The 19,015-nt window shown below is 31.9% G+C and carries 16 protein-coding genes; 5 read left to right on the plus strand and 11 right to left on the minus strand.

Features of this window, described 5'->3' with window-relative positions:
- Nucleotides 1–40 precede the first annotated feature (40 nt).
- The 5 genes from ACXAG4_RS02795 to ACXAG4_RS02815 are packed head-to-tail and all read right to left on the minus strand — an operon-like array spanning nucleotide 41 to nucleotide 4,720.
- Entirely contained in the window at nucleotides 41–1,297 is a 1,257-nt protein-coding gene (locus ACXAG4_RS02795; protein ID WP_475294549.1) for a POTRA domain-containing protein, read from the minus strand.
- Complete coding sequence (locus ACXAG4_RS02800; RefSeq protein ID WP_475294550.1) at nucleotides 1,297–2,031, minus strand: hypothetical protein; 735 nt, start codon at nucleotides 2,029–2,031, stop codon at nucleotides 1,297–1,299. Before ACXAG4_RS02800 ends, ACXAG4_RS02795 begins: the two co-directional genes overlap by 1 nt.
- Nucleotides 2,028–3,029, minus strand: coding sequence for a glycoside hydrolase family 113 (locus tag ACXAG4_RS02805; protein ID WP_475294551.1), 1,002 nt, complete (start codon nucleotides 3,027–3,029; stop codon nucleotides 2,028–2,030). The genes ACXAG4_RS02800 and ACXAG4_RS02805 overlap by 4 nt, the downstream gene beginning before the upstream one ends.
- 40 nt (nucleotides 3,030–3,069) lie before the next feature.
- Nucleotides 3,070–3,984, minus strand: a complete 915-nt coding sequence (locus ACXAG4_RS02810) for a hypothetical protein (RefSeq protein WP_475294552.1) — start codon at nucleotides 3,982–3,984, stop codon at nucleotides 3,070–3,072.
- Between the two features lie 25 nt (nucleotides 3,985–4,009).
- On the minus strand, nucleotides 4,010–4,720 hold the full coding sequence (locus ACXAG4_RS02815; RefSeq protein ID WP_475294553.1) for a DUF547 domain-containing protein: 711 nt from the start codon (nucleotides 4,718–4,720) through the stop codon (nucleotides 4,010–4,012).
- 204 nt (nucleotides 4,721–4,924) lie between these two features.
- Here ACXAG4_RS02815 and ACXAG4_RS02820 point away from each other — a divergent pair, with 204 nt between their 5' ends.
- The 4 genes from ACXAG4_RS02820 (at nucleotide 4,925) to ACXAG4_RS02835 (ending at nucleotide 10,095) form a co-directional block, all read left to right on the plus strand.
- Nucleotides 4,925–6,232 carry an NAD(P)/FAD-dependent oxidoreductase gene (locus ACXAG4_RS02820; protein WP_475294554.1) on the plus strand — a complete coding sequence of 436 codons (1,308 nt, stop codon included), beginning with the start codon at nucleotides 4,925–4,927 and terminating at the stop codon, nucleotides 6,230–6,232.
- Nucleotides 6,233–6,234: 2 nt separating this feature from the next.
- Entirely contained in the window at nucleotides 6,235–7,827 is a 1,593-nt protein-coding gene (locus ACXAG4_RS02825; protein ID WP_475294555.1) for a 4Fe-4S binding protein, read from the plus strand.
- Between the two features lie 91 nt (nucleotides 7,828–7,918).
- Nucleotides 7,919–8,608 (plus strand): glycosyltransferase family 2 protein, encoded by a 690-nt coding sequence (locus tag ACXAG4_RS02830; protein ID WP_475294556.1) that lies wholly within the window; start codon nucleotides 7,919–7,921, stop codon nucleotides 8,606–8,608.
- Nucleotides 8,608–10,095, plus strand: a complete 1,488-nt coding sequence (locus tag ACXAG4_RS02835; protein WP_475294557.1) for a cellulose synthase family protein — start codon at nucleotides 8,608–8,610, stop codon at nucleotides 10,093–10,095. The genes ACXAG4_RS02830 and ACXAG4_RS02835 overlap by 1 nt, the downstream gene beginning before the upstream one ends.
- A gap of 99 nt (nucleotides 10,096–10,194) precedes the next feature.
- On the opposite strand, the gene ACXAG4_RS02840 is transcribed toward ACXAG4_RS02835, so the two are convergent.
- Together ACXAG4_RS02840 and ACXAG4_RS02845 are read right to left on the minus strand one after the other, a co-directional pair.
- Nucleotides 10,195–10,632, minus strand: a complete 438-nt coding sequence (locus ACXAG4_RS02840) for a doxx family protein (RefSeq protein WP_475294558.1) — start codon at nucleotides 10,630–10,632, stop codon at nucleotides 10,195–10,197.
- Between the two features lie 22 nt (nucleotides 10,633–10,654).
- Nucleotides 10,655–12,151 (minus strand): vanadium-dependent haloperoxidase, encoded by a 1,497-nt coding sequence (locus ACXAG4_RS02845; RefSeq protein WP_475294559.1) that lies wholly within the window; start codon nucleotides 12,149–12,151, stop codon nucleotides 10,655–10,657.
- 114 nt (nucleotides 12,152–12,265) lie between these two features.
- On the opposite strand from ACXAG4_RS02845, the gene ACXAG4_RS02850 reads away from it, so the two are divergent.
- On the plus strand, nucleotides 12,266–12,949 hold the full coding sequence (locus tag ACXAG4_RS02850) for a LytR/AlgR family response regulator transcription factor (protein WP_475294560.1): 684 nt from the start codon (nucleotides 12,266–12,268) through the stop codon (nucleotides 12,947–12,949).
- Here the strand turns inward: ACXAG4_RS02850 and ACXAG4_RS02855 are convergent.
- From ACXAG4_RS02855 to argB, 4 genes are all read right to left on the minus strand, one after another.
- Nucleotides 12,933–15,560 carry an ATP-binding response regulator gene (locus ACXAG4_RS02855; protein WP_475294561.1) on the minus strand — a complete coding sequence of 876 codons (2,628 nt, stop codon included), beginning with the start codon at nucleotides 15,558–15,560 and terminating at the stop codon, nucleotides 12,933–12,935. The genes ACXAG4_RS02850 and ACXAG4_RS02855 overlap by 17 nt on opposite strands.
- Nucleotides 15,561–15,639: 79 nt before the next feature.
- Entirely contained in the window at nucleotides 15,640–16,917 is a 1,278-nt protein-coding gene (argH, locus tag ACXAG4_RS02860; protein ID WP_475294562.1) for an argininosuccinate lyase, read from the minus strand.
- A gap of 200 nt (nucleotides 16,918–17,117) precedes the next feature.
- On the minus strand, nucleotides 17,118–18,188 hold the full coding sequence (locus ACXAG4_RS02865; protein WP_475294563.1) for a M20 family metallo-hydrolase: 1,071 nt from the start codon (nucleotides 18,186–18,188) through the stop codon (nucleotides 17,118–17,120).
- 2 nt (nucleotides 18,189–18,190) lie between these two features.
- A complete protein-coding gene (argB, locus tag ACXAG4_RS02870) occupies nucleotides 18,191–18,967 on the minus strand; it encodes an acetylglutamate kinase (protein WP_475294564.1) in 777 nt (258 codons plus the stop codon).
- Between the last annotated feature and the right edge of the window lie 48 nt (nucleotides 18,968–19,015).

Genomic DNA, 19,015 nt, shown 5'->3' on the forward strand with positions numbered 1-19,015 from the left:
GAATTATAAAAAACAATGCTTTTTTAAAGTTAAGATTTAATTAAAAATATTGACCAATACCAAACACAAGCCCCTGTGAAGCATTTTGGGTGAGCCCAAAACCATAGTCTATTCTAAAAACCGCATTAAATATTTTTTCATGAATAAACCTGAGCCCTAACCCAGAATATACTTTAACATTATCACTGTTTGTAAAATCACTTAATGTACCGCCTGGGTTACGCCATGTACCACTATCTACAAATATATTACTTTGTAGGGCCACATTTTTTTTATCAATTAAAGTATGCCGATATTCTGTATTAAAAACTATAGCGCCTGTACCTCTATCAATGGTGTTACCAACACCTCTAATGTTTATATTATTATCTACTGAAAAAGGTGCAAAAGGTGTATTATCATTTTGTGATAAGCCAACACGCATTCTGTTTGCCCAATTGCCTTTTTTTCCTACGCGTTTAAAATAGAAAAAGTCGTTCCAAGTAATAAAAAAATTAGGCAATTCACTATTGGTTGCTGTAACGTACTGAAAGTTAAACAAACTTCTAAACCCAGAAACATATTGGTAATGGTAGCTTAAATTATTGAATTCATAAATTAACTTTGCTAACCATTTATTTACTTCTAAGCTTTGTGGTACCGCATTACTTGTTACACCAGCAACGTAATTGTAATCTTCACTAAAATAGGTTGCACCAAGCTCAATCCTGTTTTTAAAATTAATTTTATAAAGTCCTAAAACCTCAACAGATTCATTATTATACCTATAATCTGCAGAACTGTTATTAAAAAATACAGGCTCTAAAGTTGTTAAATCTTGTAAATTTACGGCTAGCCCAAATTTATTTGAAAATAAAAATGGTGCTCTAAAATTTATGGCATAAGAATCATAAATATCATGCTGATAAAAAGCGCCTAAACCAATATTTTGCCCTAATAAATTAAATTCTGTAAGACCAATTCTAAAAGCAAATTCGCCATTATTTGTAGTATAAATACTGGGTGAAGGTATTAAAGTGAAGCTTTCTTCAATATTAAAAACAACGTTATAATTACCTGTTTCAGTTTTATAAACTTGATAATACGCGTGTGACACTGAAGGTAATCTTTTTAAAAACTCTACATCTTGATTTAGTTGTAAAGAATCTAACACACCACCAGCTTTAACTGTGCTTATCTTTTTAACAAAAGCTGCTTTAAGCCTTTTATTACCTTGTATTGTTACATTATTAACATGTCCTTGTGCGCTAATTTTAGCACATAAAAACAATACGCATAATACAAGAAAACACCTCATTAATTTGCTACAAAAGAAGAACTACTCACCGTGTTTACCCAATTATCTAAACTCACATCCATTACAATAAAATTATAGGTGTTATTAGACACTAAGTTTGGTGGCGTTCCGTTAGTTACATTCAAAACTACATTATTTAATTTATAATATTGAAAATTATTTTCGTTTGTGTAAGTTCCAGAAAGGAATTCAGAATTTTGTGTAGTTACAACCTGAAAAAATATAGCGTTTAATGTTTCATCTATAACATGCCAACTAAACTGCGGCATACCAATTTGCTCTTGATTTATGGTTACAGTATTATTCCAATTTGTTGGTTGCGAAAACACTTTTGAACGAATAGGTGTTGAAATTTTAACAGTATCATCAACCATATAAACCACCACAAACCAATTTACTTTAGAGCGTACTTTAAATTGTTGCAATGTACCATCAATAAAGGGTTGCGCTACCGCTTTTACAAATTGGTATTTTGAAAAATCGTTACCATCAGTACCATCCGATTGGTATAATTTAAAATCTTTAGCACCAGCTTCAGGATAAAAATATACATTTATTAATCCTACGGAAACCTCATCACTAGCGGCACAAGCAATAACATTATCTTTAATAATTTTTTTGTTTGCAATGAATGTTGAAAGTATGGCTTCTTCATCTGCAACTAAAGGGGCGTTATCATCACTATAACAGCTTACCATAAACAACACTAAAATTGTGTATACTATTTTTTTCATTCGAATTTTTTAAAATATGTACTTATTAATTTTTCAGCAGGTTTGTTTTGTGGTGTAAACATATGGTTTTGCGCTCCGCCAACTTGCTCATGGTTTACAAACCATTTCCAAACAAAACCACCTGCAAACCACTCTTTATACCAAAAAGTTTCAAAAAGTGCTTTTGTGGTATTTACTTGTGCCTCTAAATTAACGCCTTGCATGCTTCGTTCACTTTTCCATGGTTCTCTACCTGAAAAATCTACACTTCGGTAACCAAACTCTGTAAATAAAACAGGTTTATTAAATGCCTTTTGCTTTGCTATAATTTCTGGCAAATGATTATTCCAACCTTTCAAAGCATCTTCAAAAGTTGGCGTTTTAACATCGCTTACAGGAAAATAAGCATCAATACCTATAAAATCTAACTCGCCCCAAAACGGTGTGCGTTTAAACTCATCCCAATTGGCTGCATAGGTTAATTTTCCTTTGTAAACCGTTTTTATTTTTTTTATAAGCTGAAACCAAAAGTCAGGCCTGTTTTTTATAAATGTTTCTAATTCTGTTCCAATACAAAAAATATCGGCATTTACCTCTTCGGCTAAAGCGGCGTATTCTAAAATAAATTTTGAATATGATGTTTCAAAAGCCTTCCAATTTTCTTTCGAAGTCATTTTAACAAACCCCGTAAACTCACCATGCCAAACCCAAATTTGAGGTTTTATCATTATTTTTATATGGTGTTTTTGTAGTGTTTCAACATATTGCTTTACACCTTTTGCGGTTTCACCAAACCATTGCCTATTGGCGTTATAGGTTAACGTTGTACTGTTTAAACTTTTTACAAAGCCAAAAGGCATTACAGCCGCATAATTAGCATTTAGTTTTACAACCGGATTTACATGAGTTTTATTCACAGCATTTCTAGACGCTACAAAACTAACACCATTTATTTTTTCAACTTGTGCTGTGCAAGATTGCAGCAACAGCAATAAAATTAGGAGCTTATATGTTTTCATTTTAAAAATATACAGCTCCTAAAGTACTATTAATTAATCCCTAAAACAAGGCTCTTAAACCTATATTAAACGTTTGCCCCAACCCAGAGCTTTTACCTCTTACAAAGTTGGTGTAAAGCGCTTCCACATTTAAAACATTGGTTAATTGGTATTTTGCACCACCACCAACTGCTGTAAAATCTTGAGAGAAATCATTACCTAAATCTAGCAACTGCGAGTGTTGTGCCAATGCTAAAACTGTAAATTTATTACTAGGAAAATAACTTAAAAACACACCCGGTGTTAAACGTAAACTGTTGTTTGCAAAACTACCTTCTAAAGAGGTTGAAAAATCTGGAGTGTAAACATCTTCTTTTCCAAAGTTAAACTCTGTGTTTAATTCTGAAAAAATTTGCCAATCGCCACTTCCAAAGGTATAATCGTAAAAGAATCTATTTTGAAAAATGAATCCTTTTTGGTCAAAAAACACATCATCTTCAGTTTCATTACCTACTAAAGGAATGTGTAATGCTGTTTGAATAGTGAAGTTTGATACATTTTTTAACGGATTAAATTTTATTGCCGGCGCAATAGATGTTAAACCAGAACGAGCGGTTCCACGTTCACCATCAAACTTAAAAACATCAAGTGCACTTCTATCACCCACTACATTTGAACGAAACTCTAAAATAACACCTACGTTAAGTTTACTGTTTTTTGAAACGCCTGTAAATGCATCTAAAGTTGAAGTAAAATAGGTTTCTCTGCTAAGGTTTTTGGTAACATCACCATTTTCATCGGCGGCTTTGGTTTGGGTGTATAAATTATTAAACCACTTAATATCCCATTGCCCTTTTTTTAAAAGTTTTGACGGTGTGTAAGTTTGTATAACGCTACCCTTATTTTCTTGGTTTTCTTCTTGTGAAAAAGCAGTAAATGCTATAGCCACAAATACTATGGTTATTAGTTTTTTCATGTGTATGTATAATTATTTTTTTTGATTATTGTTTATTAAGTTGCCAGTTATACTCAAAGTATTTTATTTTGAAATTAGCTGGTATTTTTTCGGTTCTGTACTTATTTATAAAGTCTATTTCAGTAATGCCATTCATAGTAAAATCTTCTTTGTACCACTCCATTATTTGTGATACCTCTACACGTTTCTCTTTAATATTCACCATTAAAAAATCACCATTCAAAGCTTTCTTTGTTTGCGTATCCATTAGTTTATTTAACGTAGAAGGCAAATACGCTTCACTAATTAATGGCGGGCAACCAATGGCACCACAAACTAATACAAAATGAAAACGAGCATCATTAAATTGGGCACGTAATAATTTGTGCTCAATATCATTTAGCGTTATATTTTTTCCGCCAATATTGTGTTTAACTTTATCAAAAAAACCAGCATTTGCTAATGGCGAATTAGTTGGATAATTATCAATTATACCTTTTATTACTGAAAGATTATAAGCGTTAATCCAAAATGCCTGATACGTATTTGCATTGTTTTTTGATACGTTTACTGCCTGTGCTAATGCTATAACTTTATTTAAACCTTCAGGGTTTTTATGTATTTTATCATAAGCAACTTTGCCATTAGTTACATAGGTTTTAAAAAATGTATTGGCACTTTCAAAAAAGCTATTGGCTGTTTGTGCTGTTCCTTTTAAACCAAAAGTTAATAGTGCTATAATTAGTATTTTTTTCATGTTTTGAAATTTATTTTTTTGACAAAGTAACAACTGGTAAGTCGAACAAAATGTTAGCTAACTTACAAAACCCGAAAAAAAAATTAGCGTCTTAATAAACGTAAACAACTTACAAACAAAGGGTAATTTGAAGCCATTCTAAATTAAAACGCTGCATTAAGTTCTTATCTTTAATTCCGACTCAATTCTCATAATTCAACAAAAATGGAGCACATTGTAATAATTGGTAATGGTATTTCTGGAGTTACAGCTGCCAGACATATTAGAAAACTTTCTGATAAAAAAATAACTATTATCTCTGCCGAAACAGATTATTTTTTCTCAAGAACAGCACTTATGTATGTGTATATGGGGCATATGAAGTTTGAACACACACAACCTTATGAGCCTTGGTTTTGGAAAAAAAACCGCATTGAGCTTAAAAAAGGATTTGTAGAAAGAATTGAAACCACATCAAAAACGCTTCATTTTTCTAACGGAGAGCAAATGAATTATGATAAACTCATAATTGCAACTGGTAGCAAACCCAATAAATTTGGTTGGCCTGGGCAAGATTTAAAAGGTGTTATGGGCATGTACCACAAACAAGATTTAGAACGTTTAGAAACCTACGCTCCTAACAACAACATTTGTAAAAGAGCTGTTATAGTTGGTGGCGGACTTATTGGTATTGAATTAGCCGAAATGCTTCATTCTAGACATATTCCTGTTACATTTTTGGTACGTGAAGACAGCTTTTGGAATGGCGTTTTACCCAACGGCGAAAGCCAAATGATAAACCAAGAAATTCGTAAAAACGGCATAGATTTGCGCTTAGGTGTTAACTTAAAAGAAATTAAAGCTGATGATAAGGGTCATGTAAAATCTGTTATTATTGCTGAAACTGACGAAGAAATAAATTGTAACGTTGTTGGTTTAACAGCAGGGGTTTCTCCTAACATTGATTTTTTAAAAAATTCTGATATTGAATTAGGCCGCGGTGTAAAAGTAAATCGTTTTTTAGAAACCAATATAACTGATGTTTATGCCATTGGTGATTGTGCCGAACAACACGAAGCTATTGGAAACCGCAGACCTATTGAAGCTGTTTGGTACACTGGCCGTATGATGGGTGAAACACTAGCACAAACCATTTGTGGTAACCGTATAGAATACAAACCAGGACATTGGTTTAACTCGGCTAAATTTATTGATATTGAATACCAAACGTACGGTTGGGTTCACGGTTCAAAAGGTAAACCAGATTATGAGGCTCAATTTCATTGGATGCATAAAAGCGGTAATAAATGTGTAACCATTGCTTACCATAAAAACACAAATGAATTTTTAGGCATAAATACCTTCGGGATACGCATGCGCCATGAAGTGTTTGATAAATGGCTTACAGAAAAACAATCTGTAAACTACGTAATAGACAATTTGAAGCAAGCTAATTTCGATCCTGAATTTTTTAAACATTTTGAAACAGACATTCGTACTGCATTCTACAAAAACAACACTGTAACACAATAATTATGGGCACTATACAACGAAATATGTCTTTAACAGGCAATGCATCTGATACGTTAAACACGCTACAAAAATTAGGAACCGTAATTGGTTTAGGCGGACTAGCCATTATAGTTTTCTCTCTCTTCAATAATTTTCAAAATAAAGCTTTATGGCTATTTATTGCACTTGCCGCTATTACCGTTGGTGTTATTTTATATTCAAAAGGTTTATATGCTAATAAACCTGCAGGTATAAAAAATCATGGCGTTTGGTTCAAAAGCATTTCTAGCCGTGGTTTTTGGGGCTGGATTACTGGCATTGTACTAACAGGCTTTTACATTATACTATATTTTTATGAAGAGCTTTTAGGCGCCAACCCTAATGGCAACACGGGCATTGTAGCTTTTTTTGACCCGCTTAGTTATTTTTTAAGTGGTAATGCTGCTAGCCAATGGTTTGTTTACGGTACACTTTACACCATTGCTATTTTTGCTTTTGGCATTAAATTTATTTGGAAATACAAGCATAACAAATATGAGCAGTTGCGTACTGTAAGTGTCATGTTTTTTCAAACTGCCTTTGCTTTTTTAATCCCAGAATTAATGTCTAGATTAAATAGCGATTCGTTTTCATTGCCTTATAACGATTTAAAAAACATGTGGCCATTAAACTATTATGCGTTTGATGAGTGGCGTGTAGATCAATTTATAAATGCCGAAACCATTGGTATTGCCTTTTTACTGTTTGCCATTCTTTCCATTTTTGTTATTTCTCCAATATTAACCTATAAATATGGTAAACGTTGGTATTGCTCGTGGGTTTGTGGTTGTGGCGGTTTAGCCGAAACTGCAGGCGACTCATTCAGGCAATTAAGTGATAAAAGTATGTTTGCTTGGAAAGTGGAACGTTGGGTTATTTATTCGGTATTAGTGTTCTCGGTTGTAATGACAACGGCAGTTATTAGTACCTATTTAGGCTACGACTCTGAAAAATACTGGCTCACAAAAGACATGTTTTTAATTGGTGTTGCTGTTTTTTTAGGTGCTTTATTTGCTGTAATTTGGTATTTCAAAAAAGAAGAACTTGCTAAAGATGCACGCTACGGCGCTATAGGATACTTAGTTATTGTACTAGCATTAATTGCCATACATTACTTTACAAATACAGCTAACAACAAAATATTTTTGTTTGAAGCCAGTAAACTACGCTCGGTTTACGGATTTTTAATAGGCGCCATTTTCTCAGGTGTTATAGGCACTGGCTTCTACCCTATTTTTGGCAATCGTGTTTGGTGCAGAATGGGTTGCCCAATGGCAGGTATTCTTGGTATTCAACAACGTTTATTTTCAAAATTTAGAATTACAACTAATGGCGGGCAATGTATTTCTTGCGGAAACTGTTCTACATATTGTGAACAAGGTATTGATGTTAGAGCATACGCTCAAAAAGGCGAAAATATAGTACGTGCTAGCTGTGTAGGTTGTGGTATTTGTTCTGCTGTTTGCCCAAGAGGTGTTTTAAAATTAGAAAACGGCCCTTTAGAAAACAGAATTAACCCTACCGATGTTCTTTTAGGTAACGATGTAGATTTAATGGATTTAGTAAACAAAAAATAACCGAAAATTTATTTACAATAATTTAAAAGAAGCTATTGGTTCTTTATTTTGTGAACTAATATGTTATTGTACTTTTGCACAAAATTAGCATATGCCAACAATTAATGTTATTATTCCTGCGTATAACGAAGCAGACTCTATAGAACATGTCATAAAAGACATCCCTAAAACAGTAAACGAAGTTATTGTTGTTAGTAATAACTCTACTGATGATACCGAGGTAAATGCTAAAAATGCTGGCGCTACCGTATTAACAGAAAACAGAAAAGGCTATGGTTATGCCTGTTTAAAAGGAATGGATTACATTGCTAACAAAACAGAAAAGCCAGATATTATTGTGTTTCTAGATGGTGATTACTCTGATTACCCAGAACAACTCACCGAAATTGTGGCACCTATAATTACTAATAATATAGATTTTGTAATTGGTGCACGTGTGAAAAAACACAGAGAAACTGGCTCTATGACAGGGCCACAAATTTTTGGAAATTGGCTTGCAACCACACTAATGAAACTTATGTTTGGCGCTAAATTTACAGACCTTGGGCCTTTTAGAGCCATTAAATACAACAAACTTTTGGCTTTAAATATGGAAGATAAAACTTATGGCTGGACTGTAGAAATGCAACTAAAAGCCTTAAAACAAAAACTAACTTATACAGAAATCCCTGTTAAATACAGAAATAGAATAGGTGTATCAAAAGTTTCAGGTACCGTAAAAGGTGCTATATTTGCAGGCGTTAAGATATTAGGTTGGATATTTAAATACAGTTTTAAATAATGATTATAGAAACCATCATCATTGTTATTTACACCATTGCTATACTACTCATTTTTATGTATGCATTGGCACAATTAAATCTTCTTTTCAACTATATATCAGCAAAAAGAAAAGACAATGCACCTAAGTTTAATTTAGAAAACCCTTCCGAAGTACCATTTGTAACCATACAATTACCCGTTTTTAACGAAATGTATGTAATGCAACGCTTGCTTGACAACATTGCAAAAATTGATTATCCAAAAAACAAACTTGAAATTCAGGTTTTAGATGATTCTACTGATGAAACAGTTGAAAGCACCGCAGCACATATAGCCAAACTTCAAAAAACTGGCTTAGATATTCAGCATATTACCAGAACAAACCGTGTTGGTTTTAAAGCCGGCGCCTTAAAAGAAGGGTTAAAAATTGCTAAAGGCGAATTTATAGCCATTTTTGATTCTGATTTTTTACCAAAACCAGATTGGTTAAAGCGTACAGTACCGTATTTTAAAAATGAAGAAATTGGTGTAGTGCAAACACGTTGGGGCCACATAAACCGTAACTATTCATTACTTACTAAAATACAAGCGTTTGCTTTAGATGCCCATTTTACCTTAGAGCAAGTAGGACGAAACAGCAAAGGCCATTTTATTAATTTTAATGGTACAGCAGGCATTTGGCGTAAAACATGTATTATTGATGCTGGAAATTGGGAAGGTGACACACTTACCGAAGATTTAGACTTAAGCTACAGAGCGCAATTAAAAAACTGGAAGTTTAAATATTTAGAAGATGTTGAAACACCTGCCGAATTACCTGTTGTTATAAGTGCTGCACGCTCACAGCAATTTAGATGGAACAAAGGTGGTGCAGAAAACTTTAGAAAAATGTTATGGCGTGTTTTAAAAAACAAAAACATTTCAGCTAAAACTAAAGTGCATGGATTATTACATTTGTTAAACAGCACCATGTTTTTAAACATACTTATTGTTGCTATTTTAAGCATACCAATGCTTTATATTAAAAATGAATATGCGCACTTAAAACATTACTTTTTAGCCATGAGCTTTTTTGTAGTAAGCACCGTTATATTTTTTATTTGTTACTGGATTATGTATCGTAATATTTACGGCAAAGGCATAAAAAACTTCATGGGCTATATAGGCATGTTTTTTGTGTTTTTCTCAATAGCTATGGGCTTTTCACTGCATAATTCTATTGCTGTTCTAGAAGGTCATTTTGGTAAAAAATCGGCTTTTATTCGTACACCTAAATTCAATATAAATAATCTAAAAGACTCTTGGAAAAACAATAAATACATTAAAAGGAAATTATCAGTTAATGTAATTTTTGAAGGTATTTTAATGCTTTACTTTGGTTTTGGTATGTATAGCGCTTTTATTGTTGGAGACCAAGGTGGTGATTTTGGTTTATTCCCATTTCACACCATGTTGTTTACTGGTTTTGGTTATGTTTTTTTTAAGTCTATTGCTTCAAAAGTTTAAAGTAAAAAAACTGAAAGCTAAATAACTTTCAGTTTTTTCATTAACTAAATTGAATATAAATATTCTGAAAAACGCTTTAAGCTTGTAATAACTTCTTACTTAAAAATTTTCTTTGTTTAACAGTAATTGTTTTGTTGGGTAAATAAGCATTAACGCACTTATTATTATAATATTTTTAATTACATATTGACCAACTAGAGTTAGTGAAAATGGAACTTTGCCAAATATTAAATGAGAAAAGAATATTAATGGCACAAACGTTAAAACCAAATGTGTTATGGCTACCAAAATAACTAGTTTAGGCTTTACATTAAACACCAAGCACAAACCTATAACTACCTCTATAATTGCAAGTAGTAAGAAGCCTAGGTTTTTGGGCAACATAGCAAACGTTAAAAATTGTATTGTTTCTTTTGCCAAATCTTCAGCAGGACTTACTTCAGGAAAAAACTTAAGCATTCCAAACCATAAATAAACTACGCCCACACTAATAGCTAAAATTCTTTCTCTATCAAATTTTAACAAAATTCTAGTCATATACTACTTTTTGGTTATAAAACTACTGTGCATTTGCATCATTTCCTATTAACTTTAAATACTTATTATAATTATACCTTGCTACTTTTCTACCCAGCTCTAAACCTTCAATATTATCTGCTTGAATATGATAACCTCCCATTACTCTTGAAATACCAGCCATCTCTCCTGTTTTTGTGAAAGTTGGAAATTTAAGAACTACCGGATCTTCTAAGTTATCAGGTTCTGTTAATGCTCCAGGAACAAGTGTAACTTCTTCTCCAAAAAAATCATCCCCTGTAAATAACTTTAAAGCTTCTGCACACCCACCACTAATGGTACTATGCCCTGATACGTAACTTGGAAATGGCGGGCATAAAAAAACATCAGGCGAATAAGGTCTCCAGAACTGTCCTTTTAATGTTGTCATTCCTACTTCAGGACCGCCCCAAGCTTTAATATCTTCATCTTCAAAATATTTATGAACCAATGCATACGGACGCGCAAAATCATAAAACATTTTAGAATCCCAACATGCTATAAAGGCATCCATAGCAACAGATTCTACTAAAAAATACATTTTCACATCATCATCTAAAGTATTTTTATCACGTCTTGATACATCTTGCGCAAATTTTAACCAATGGCCAGCTTGTTGAACTGATTTAGGGCCATCTCTCATAAACTCAACTAATGCTTTATTTTCTGGTGTTAAGCTGGCTTGCAGCTCTACTACTTCAGCTATTTCTTCTTTCAATTGTTCAGAACCTACTAATGGTGGCGGACCAGGACGAAACTGATCTGACGATTTTAATAAAAGCGGTTTAACCTTTTGCCAATATGGGGTTAAACAACCTGGAGCAAACCTACCGCCTTTTCCATCTGAAAAATATTTTGGTTGCCACTTATTTATATCAACATTAGTATCTGGATCATTAACAGGTTTATAGCCTGTATAATCAAAATATGGTTTCCCGTTAGAACCTTCAACCTCTCCATATTGATTAGATCCGTCATTTTTCCTAGATTCTATAACCATTTTAGCTGCTAAATTACCTATTCCTTCTGGTGTTTGGGGATCTAAAGATGTATTGTTTGGATCTAGCCCTAACGTCTTCATTTTATTACTAAACATTAAACTATCTGAAAAGTAATATTCTTTTAAAGCGCCATAAGCCGCATAACTAATAGCTATTTCTTTATTTTTTAAAGTTTGTTGGTTGGTTGGGCATCTATCAACATTTTTTAAATATACCGGTATTGCTTTATCGTCGTAACGTGACCAAGCATCAAACATTGATGTGAAAATTAATCCTAAAAACCTTGATGTAATAGTAGGTCTTGGCTTAAAGGTATCGGTATCATTAGCAGTAGCCTCTAAAGCCACATACGCCCATTGGTACGCTACATTGTTTTCTCCTTTAGGCTCATTTTCAACTTCAACATTTACTGTTTCTGTTTTCTTTGAGGTGTTTTTGCAGTTAGAAAAAAGACATAAAAACACCATTAATACACTTAAGTGCTGTAATTTTAGTTTCATTTAAGTTAGTTTAGTTTACACCAATATTACTATTTAAATTATTCTATAATTTGTTTTTTACACGAAATCACTATATTAATTGACGAAACTTAATAACTAATTGATAAACGTTATATGAATGTTTTAATTATTGATGACGATCCTTTGGTATGCGACCTTTTAGAGCATTTTTGTAGCAAACTAAATATGAACATTGATGCTACAATTACAAACTCTGGCTTTGAGGCTATTAATTTAATTAACCAAAGTAGCTTTGATTTAATTTTATTAGATTATGATTTACCAGATATAACTGGAAAAGAAATTTTATCTGTAATTCATACCAAAACTCCTGTAATTATGGTTACATCTAACAAAGATTTTGGTTATGAGTCATACAATTTTAATCAGGTTATAGATTATTTGGTAAAGCCCATTGAATTTGCCAGGTTTTATAAAAGCATTCTTAAAGTAAAAAGCACTGAAACAAAACATAACTACCCTAAAGATGATTCGTTTTTTATTAAAGAAGGTACAAACCTAACTAAAATTCATGTTAACACAATTCTATTTATAAAATCTGCTGGCAATTATTTAGAATTTGTAATGGAAGACAAGAAAGTAATGACACTTATGACTTTAAAAGATATTGCCCCTAAATTAGATAGTAACTTTTTTAAAACGCATAGATCATACATAATTAATTTACTCAAAGTAGATAAAGTAACCACTGACGGCATAAAAATAGGCAACCACACTATACCTTTAAGTAAAACTTTTGAAATTACCTTTTTGCAAAAGCTTAACTTATTAAACTAAGCCTTATTTCATTACGTAAATAGCATTGTATATATTTTATAGCATTAGTTAAAATTGTGAAATTTTGTGGCGTTAAATCTTCAATAGTTTCAGTAAATAATGTTTTCATTTGAAACAACTCTAAAGAATTTAGGTGTGTTATAATTTTATGTTTTATAGCTAACCATTCTTCATTATTTTTACTTTTATAAACAACTGTAATACGCTTTAAATAAACATCAAACTCTTTATTTAGTATATTTAAATAATTGGTTATTTTGTGTTTATTAAAATCATACTGCTCATAAATATTTTCCAATTTAGGTGTGTTATATTTATGTTTTAACATTAAAACAATAGCACAGTCTATTAACGCGTTTAAATGTATTGGTTTTTGAATATAAGGCACTTTTAGAGTTTCAACATCTTTACTACTTAGTGCTGAAAACGCTAAAACAGGTATAGCTATTTTAGCAGATAATGAGTTGATGTGTGTAATTATATTTTTTGAATCTAACATTAAATCTGATAAAATTAAATTGAAATTAGCAGTACTTAAAACCTCATTTACAATTTCAAAATCATTAATGGCAACAACCTCAACCGATAAAGCATTGAAAGCATTGCTTATAAGAATTTGAGAAGGTACATCATCTTCAATATGAAGTATTTTACACAGCTTAACATCAGTTGGGTATAAAAAAGTTTGTACTTCTTCTTTATTTTTCTTCTCTTTTACCTGTTCTATTGGCATAATAAACTTAAAAGTTGAGCCTTTGCCAATAACAGACTGTACTTGTAATTCTCCTTTAAACAAATCTATAATTTGTTTTACTATTGAAAGCCCCAAACCAAAACTATCTTCACGTTTAATTTTATTGGTGTTTTCTCTGTAAAATCGGTTTTTAATTTTGTTTAAATTCTCTGGTTTTATACCCAAACCAGTATCTTTTACCCAAACAATTAAGTTATTATTTTTAATATTACTACCTACTTCAATTTGGCCTTGTAATGTATATTTAATGCTGTTAACCAATAAATTTGTTACCACTTGCTCAAAACGCAAAACATCAAGCATATAGCTATTTGTTCTAATTAATTTATCTGTGTTTAAAGTTATTTTCAACCCTTTTTTTACAGCATCAAATGTATAGTTTGAAATTATAGTTTCTAATAGTTCATTAATATTACATTGTGTTGGGTTTAGTTTAATTTTTCCTTCTAATAAACTTTGCTCATCTAGAATATCATGCATAAGCCCTTTTAAATTATTAGCACTTCTGCCTAAAGCATTTATAATAGGTGTAGCTTTTGCCGAAGGTTTATTTTTATCTAGTAGGTAAACTAAGCCCAAAATAGCGTTTAACGGTGTTCTTAATTCATGGCTCATATTTTGCAGAAACACTTTTTTATCTTCAACCGCTTCTTTTTCTCTTCGCAATGCAATTTTTAACTTTTTGAAACTAGCATCAATATCCGCCTTCATTTGTAAAAAAGCATTGCTTAACAAACCTAATTCATCTGATCTGCTTTTTATTTCAGCTAACTGATTTTCATATACATCAGCCTCTGCATAATTACTTATAGCTTTTGTTACTTTCTGTAATTTTAAAATAAAATAATAAGCATAAAAACATACCAAAAGCAATAATACAACACAAATAATAACAATGGTTAAAAATGAATATGAATTAACGTTATTAACGTTAGCTAAAACGGCCTTTTCATTTGCTAATGTTATTAAATACAAGGTGTTTAAACCCGATGAATACTGAATAGGTTTAACATGATATAAAAAAACTTGATTATTTGTATCAACTAAGGTTTTGCTACCATTATTTTGTAATATAGATGGCTTTACCCTATAATTATTAAAGAAATTACTATCTGTATTTCGTTGTTTTCCAAAGGAAACATTAAAATTTTCATGGTATTTATAATCTCCCTCAACATCAATAACTACATTTAAAATATCTTGTTTGCTAATTTCTTTAATATCGTTAAAAAATGATGTTACATCTACATTTATAATTATTAAATATTTAAGCGTATTGTTTGTATTGTATAATTTACCAATTGCCCTTAAGGTTGGCCTGTAAGGTTTGCTAATTTCTTGATGTTCTTCATTTAAATTTATTTCAGAAAAATAATATGGTGCCTTAACTTTTAAAGCACTTGTAACGTATTTTTTAGCACCTTTAAACTGTAAATTGGTTTTGGGTATTTTTTCAACCAACTCATCTTGTTTTATAAACTTTACTATTTCTAAACCATTATTATTAACATCAAGCAACCTAATTTGAAAGTAATTAGGCTTTTCACTTAAAATTGAATAAAAGAAAGTATCTAATGTTTTAGGTTGAAAATTGCCGTTTATATGAATGTTTTTTGAAAGAAAAGAAATATCATTTTCAACCTCACTCAACATTGAGTAAAAAGATTTCTCTAAAATATTTGAAACATGAATTAATCTATCTTGATTATAGGTTTTTATTACGGTAGTGGCTTTTTTATTAATAAGATAACCAGATACAAAAAGCACTAACAACATAATAGTTACAAAAACAATACCCGATTTAAAGACTATTGATTTTTTAAAATTTATTATGCTACCTTTTTGTGACTGCTCCACCCCGTTTTCACACATGCAATTAAAAATTGCTAAGCAATTTAATTAATTATTAGGCTACTTTAAAAGTTTTATTCATGAATCAAACCTCTGGAAACTTAGCCTTTATTTTATCTAAACTTAAATTACCAATACTACCAACGTGTGTGTGCTGTTTTGATGTATCAGGAACATAACTACCATCTTGCACTTGTCCGCCAATTTTTTGATAAGCTTCTCTAAAGCTTTGCCCTTCTACTACTAACGTATTAATATTATCTACAGTAAAAAGGTATTTGTATTTATCGTCATTCAAATCAATATCTTTTACTATTACCTGTTGTATTGCATAGTTAAAAATATCAAGAATATCTTTAAGCTCTTCAAAAGCTGCTATCATGTTTTCTTTTAATAACTGAAAATCTCTATGGTAACCACTTGGTAAATTATTAGTTATTAATACCATTTCACTTTGTAAAGCTTGAATTTTATTACACTTACCACGAATTAACTCAAAAACATCAGGATTTTTTTTGTGAGGCATAATACTACTTCCTGTTGTTAATTCATCTGGAAAGCTTACAAAACCAAAATTTTGGCTCATGTATAAACACACATCCATTGCAAATCTAGACAGTGTATTAGCCAAACTACCCAAAGCAGCAGCAATAGTACGCTCATTTTTACCGCGTCCCATTTGTGCTGCAACCACATTGTATTTTAAGGTTGAAAACTGCATTTCTTTAGTGGTTAATTCTCTATCAATAGGAAAAGAACTGCCATAACCAGCCGCCGAACCTAACGGGTTTTGATCTACTGTTTTTAAAGCTGCGTTTAGCAAATACACATCATCAATCATCAATTCTGCATAAGCTGAAAACCATAACCCAAATGATGATGGCATTGCCACTTGTAAGTGCGTATAACCCGGAAGTAATTTATCTTTATGTGTTTCAGCTAAACCTAAAAGTGTGTCAAATAAGGCTTTAGTTTTTTTGTGAATTACCTGTAAGTTCTCTTTGTAGTATAAATGACAGGCTACTAAAACTTGATCGTTTCTTGAACGGGCAGTATGGATTTTTTTCCCAACGTCGCCTAAAGTTTTAGTCAACTCAAATTCAATTTTAGAATGTACATCTTCAAATTGCTCATCAATAACAAAAGTACCTTCTTCAATTTGCGCTGCTAAAACTTCCAGCCCACCTAATAATTCCTCTAATTCTTCAGTAGTTATAATGCCTATACTTTGCAGCATTTTTGCATGTGCTTTTGATGCAATGACATCGTATTTTGCAATATGAATATCAATTTCTCGATCATTTCCAACCGTAAATTGCTCTATTTTATTGTCTATTGATATGCCTTTATCCCAGAGTTTCATAAATTCCTGCGAAAGCAGGAATCTCTGCTTTCAGTTTTAGTTAATTATTTTTTTAATCTACAAGGTTTAAAAACCTAGTAGAAGTTATATTGTTTTTTTTAATCCCCCACACGGGAATGACAGTTTCCATTTTTATTATTACCTTTTCTTCTTAATTGGCTTAAGTAATAGAAACCTAATTTCTGCTATGAGATTCCTGCCTACGCAGGAATAATTACCCGATTTAACAGTTCAATATAAATCTTTATACCTTCTTCAATTTCATTTAAATAAATAAATTCATCTGCGCTGTGTGAACGCGTACTATCTCCCGGACCTAATTTTAAACTAGGGCAGCTTAATACTGCTTGATCAGACAAGGTTGGTGACCCATAGGTTGTTCTTCCTAAAGCTATTCCTGCTTTTACCAAATCATGATTTACAGGAATAGATGATGAGTTTAATCTTAAACTGCGCGGTGTAATGCTTGCAACTGGTGCTTTGTTTTGTAAAATTTCAGCAATTTCTGCATTGCTATAAGCATCATTTACTCTAACATCTATAACCAAATCTACGTGCGCAGGCACTACATTATGTTGCTTACCTGCATTTACTTGTGTTACTGTTAACTTTACATCTCCTAAGGCTTCAGAGCCTTTTTCAAATTTAAAATCTTTAAACCACTGTAATGCCTCAATGGTATTGTAAATTGCGTTATTGTTGTTTGGATGCGCCGCATGACTTGGTGTTCCAGCTACTTTAGCATCAAAAACTACTAATCCTTTTTCGGCTACGGCCAAATTCATCAACGTTGGTTCTCCTACTATTGCAACATCAATTTTTGGAATAATGGGCAACATACTATTCAATCCGTTTGGGCCGCTACTTTCTTCTTCCGCAGAAGCAACAATCACCAAATTATATTTTAAATTCTCATGATTATAGTAATAGGTAAACGTAGCAATTAAACTCACTAAACATCCACCAGCATCGTTACTTCCTAAACCATATAATTTACCATCTTCTACATGAGCGTTAAAAGGGTCTTTGGTGTATGCTGAATTAGGCTTTACCGTATCATGGTGTGAATTAAGCAACAATGTTGGTTTTCCTTCTTTAAAATGCTTGTTAACAGCCCAAACATTATTTTTGGTTCTCTTAAAATCTATATTATATTGTTGAAACCAACCTTCAATATGAGAAGCTGTTTGGTCTTCTTCTGAAGAAAATGACTGGGTGCTAATTAACGTTTTTAAAAGCTTTATAGCGTTTTGTGTTAATTCTTGAATCATGATTACAATGTTATGGTTGTAAAATTATCATTTTCTTGGGTAAGCATTGATGTGTTTCCCATGTGAATATTGCTAACGCCTCCTTTTAGGGCATCAAAACAATTTTCTAATTTAGGCAACATGCCGTCTGCAATAATACCTTTTTTTAACAACGTTTTATAGGTATGAGAATTAATATGTTTTATCACAGAATTCTTATCATTAATATCTTCTAAAACACCGTTTAACTCAAAACAATAGTAGATGGATGTCTCATATAAAGCACTCATACCAATCGCTACTTGACTTGCAATGGTATCTGCATTAGTGTTTAACAATTGTCCGTTACCATCGTGTGTTATGGCACAAAACACTGGTATAAAATTGGCTTTTATTAATTTATCTATTGCATTATGAGCCACTTCTTTTACATCGCCTACAAAACCAAAATCTATATCTTTTACTGGTCTTTTATCCGATTTAATACTATTCACGTCTGCTCCAGTTAAACCAATAGCATCAATGTTTAATGCTTGTAGTTTGGCTACTATGTTCTTATTGACTAATCCGCCGTAAACCATCGTTATAACCTCTAAAGTTTCAGCATCAGTAATACGACGCCCGTTTACCATTTTAGATTCAATACCCAGTTTAGAAGCAACACTTGTAGCACGTTTGCCGCCTCCATGCACTAATATTTTTTTGCCTTCTAATTTTGAAAACAATTTAAGGAATGCATTGAGAGCATTGGCATCTTCAATGATATTTCCTCCTATTTTTACTATGGATAGTTTTTCCATTTTTTATCTTTTGGCTCTTAGCCTTTGGCTGCTATTTGCTAACAGCCA

It is taken from the genome of Seonamhaeicola sp. ABD4_175 (genome assembly GCF_056160885.1).

Coding starts and splice junctions, on each gene's coding strand:
- argH (WP_475294562.1), bottom strand. CDS start 16,917: ATGAAACTCTGGGATAAAGGCATATCAATAGACAATAAAATAGAGCAA.
- ACXAG4_RS02835 (WP_475294557.1), top strand. CDS start 8,608: ATGATTATAGAAACCATCATCATTGTTATTTACACCATTGCTATACTA.
- ACXAG4_RS02800 (WP_475294550.1), bottom strand. CDS start 2,031: ATGAAAAAAATAGTATACACAATTTTAGTGTTGTTTATGGTAAGCTGT.
- ACXAG4_RS02795 (WP_475294549.1), bottom strand. CDS start 1,297: ATGAGGTGTTTTCTTGTATTATGCGTATTGTTTTTATGTGCTAAAATT.
- ACXAG4_RS02850 (WP_475294560.1), top strand. CDS start 12,266: ATGAATGTTTTAATTATTGATGACGATCCTTTGGTATGCGACCTTTTA.
- ACXAG4_RS02820 (WP_475294554.1), top strand. CDS start 4,925: ATGGAGCACATTGTAATAATTGGTAATGGTATTTCTGGAGTTACAGCT.
- ACXAG4_RS02830 (WP_475294556.1), top strand. CDS start 7,919: ATGCCAACAATTAATGTTATTATTCCTGCGTATAACGAAGCAGACTCT.
- ACXAG4_RS02805 (WP_475294551.1), bottom strand. CDS start 3,029: ATGAAAACATATAAGCTCCTAATTTTATTGCTGTTGCTGCAATCTTGC.
- ACXAG4_RS02840 (WP_475294558.1), bottom strand. CDS start 10,632: ATGACTAGAATTTTGTTAAAATTTGATAGAGAAAGAATTTTAGCTATT.
- ACXAG4_RS02810 (WP_475294552.1), bottom strand. CDS start 3,984: ATGAAAAAACTAATAACCATAGTATTTGTGGCTATAGCATTTACTGCT.
- ACXAG4_RS02825 (WP_475294555.1), top strand. CDS start 6,235: ATGGGCACTATACAACGAAATATGTCTTTAACAGGCAATGCATCTGAT.
- argB (WP_475294564.1), bottom strand. CDS start 18,967: ATGGAAAAACTATCCATAGTAAAAATAGGAGGAAATATCATTGAAGAT.
- ACXAG4_RS02845 (WP_475294559.1), bottom strand. CDS start 12,151: ATGAAACTAAAATTACAGCACTTAAGTGTATTAATGGTGTTTTTATGT.
- ACXAG4_RS02865 (WP_475294563.1), bottom strand. CDS start 18,188: ATGATTCAAGAATTAACACAAAACGCTATAAAGCTTTTAAAAACGTTA.
- ACXAG4_RS02815 (WP_475294553.1), bottom strand. CDS start 4,720: ATGAAAAAAATACTAATTATAGCACTATTAACTTTTGGTTTAAAAGGA.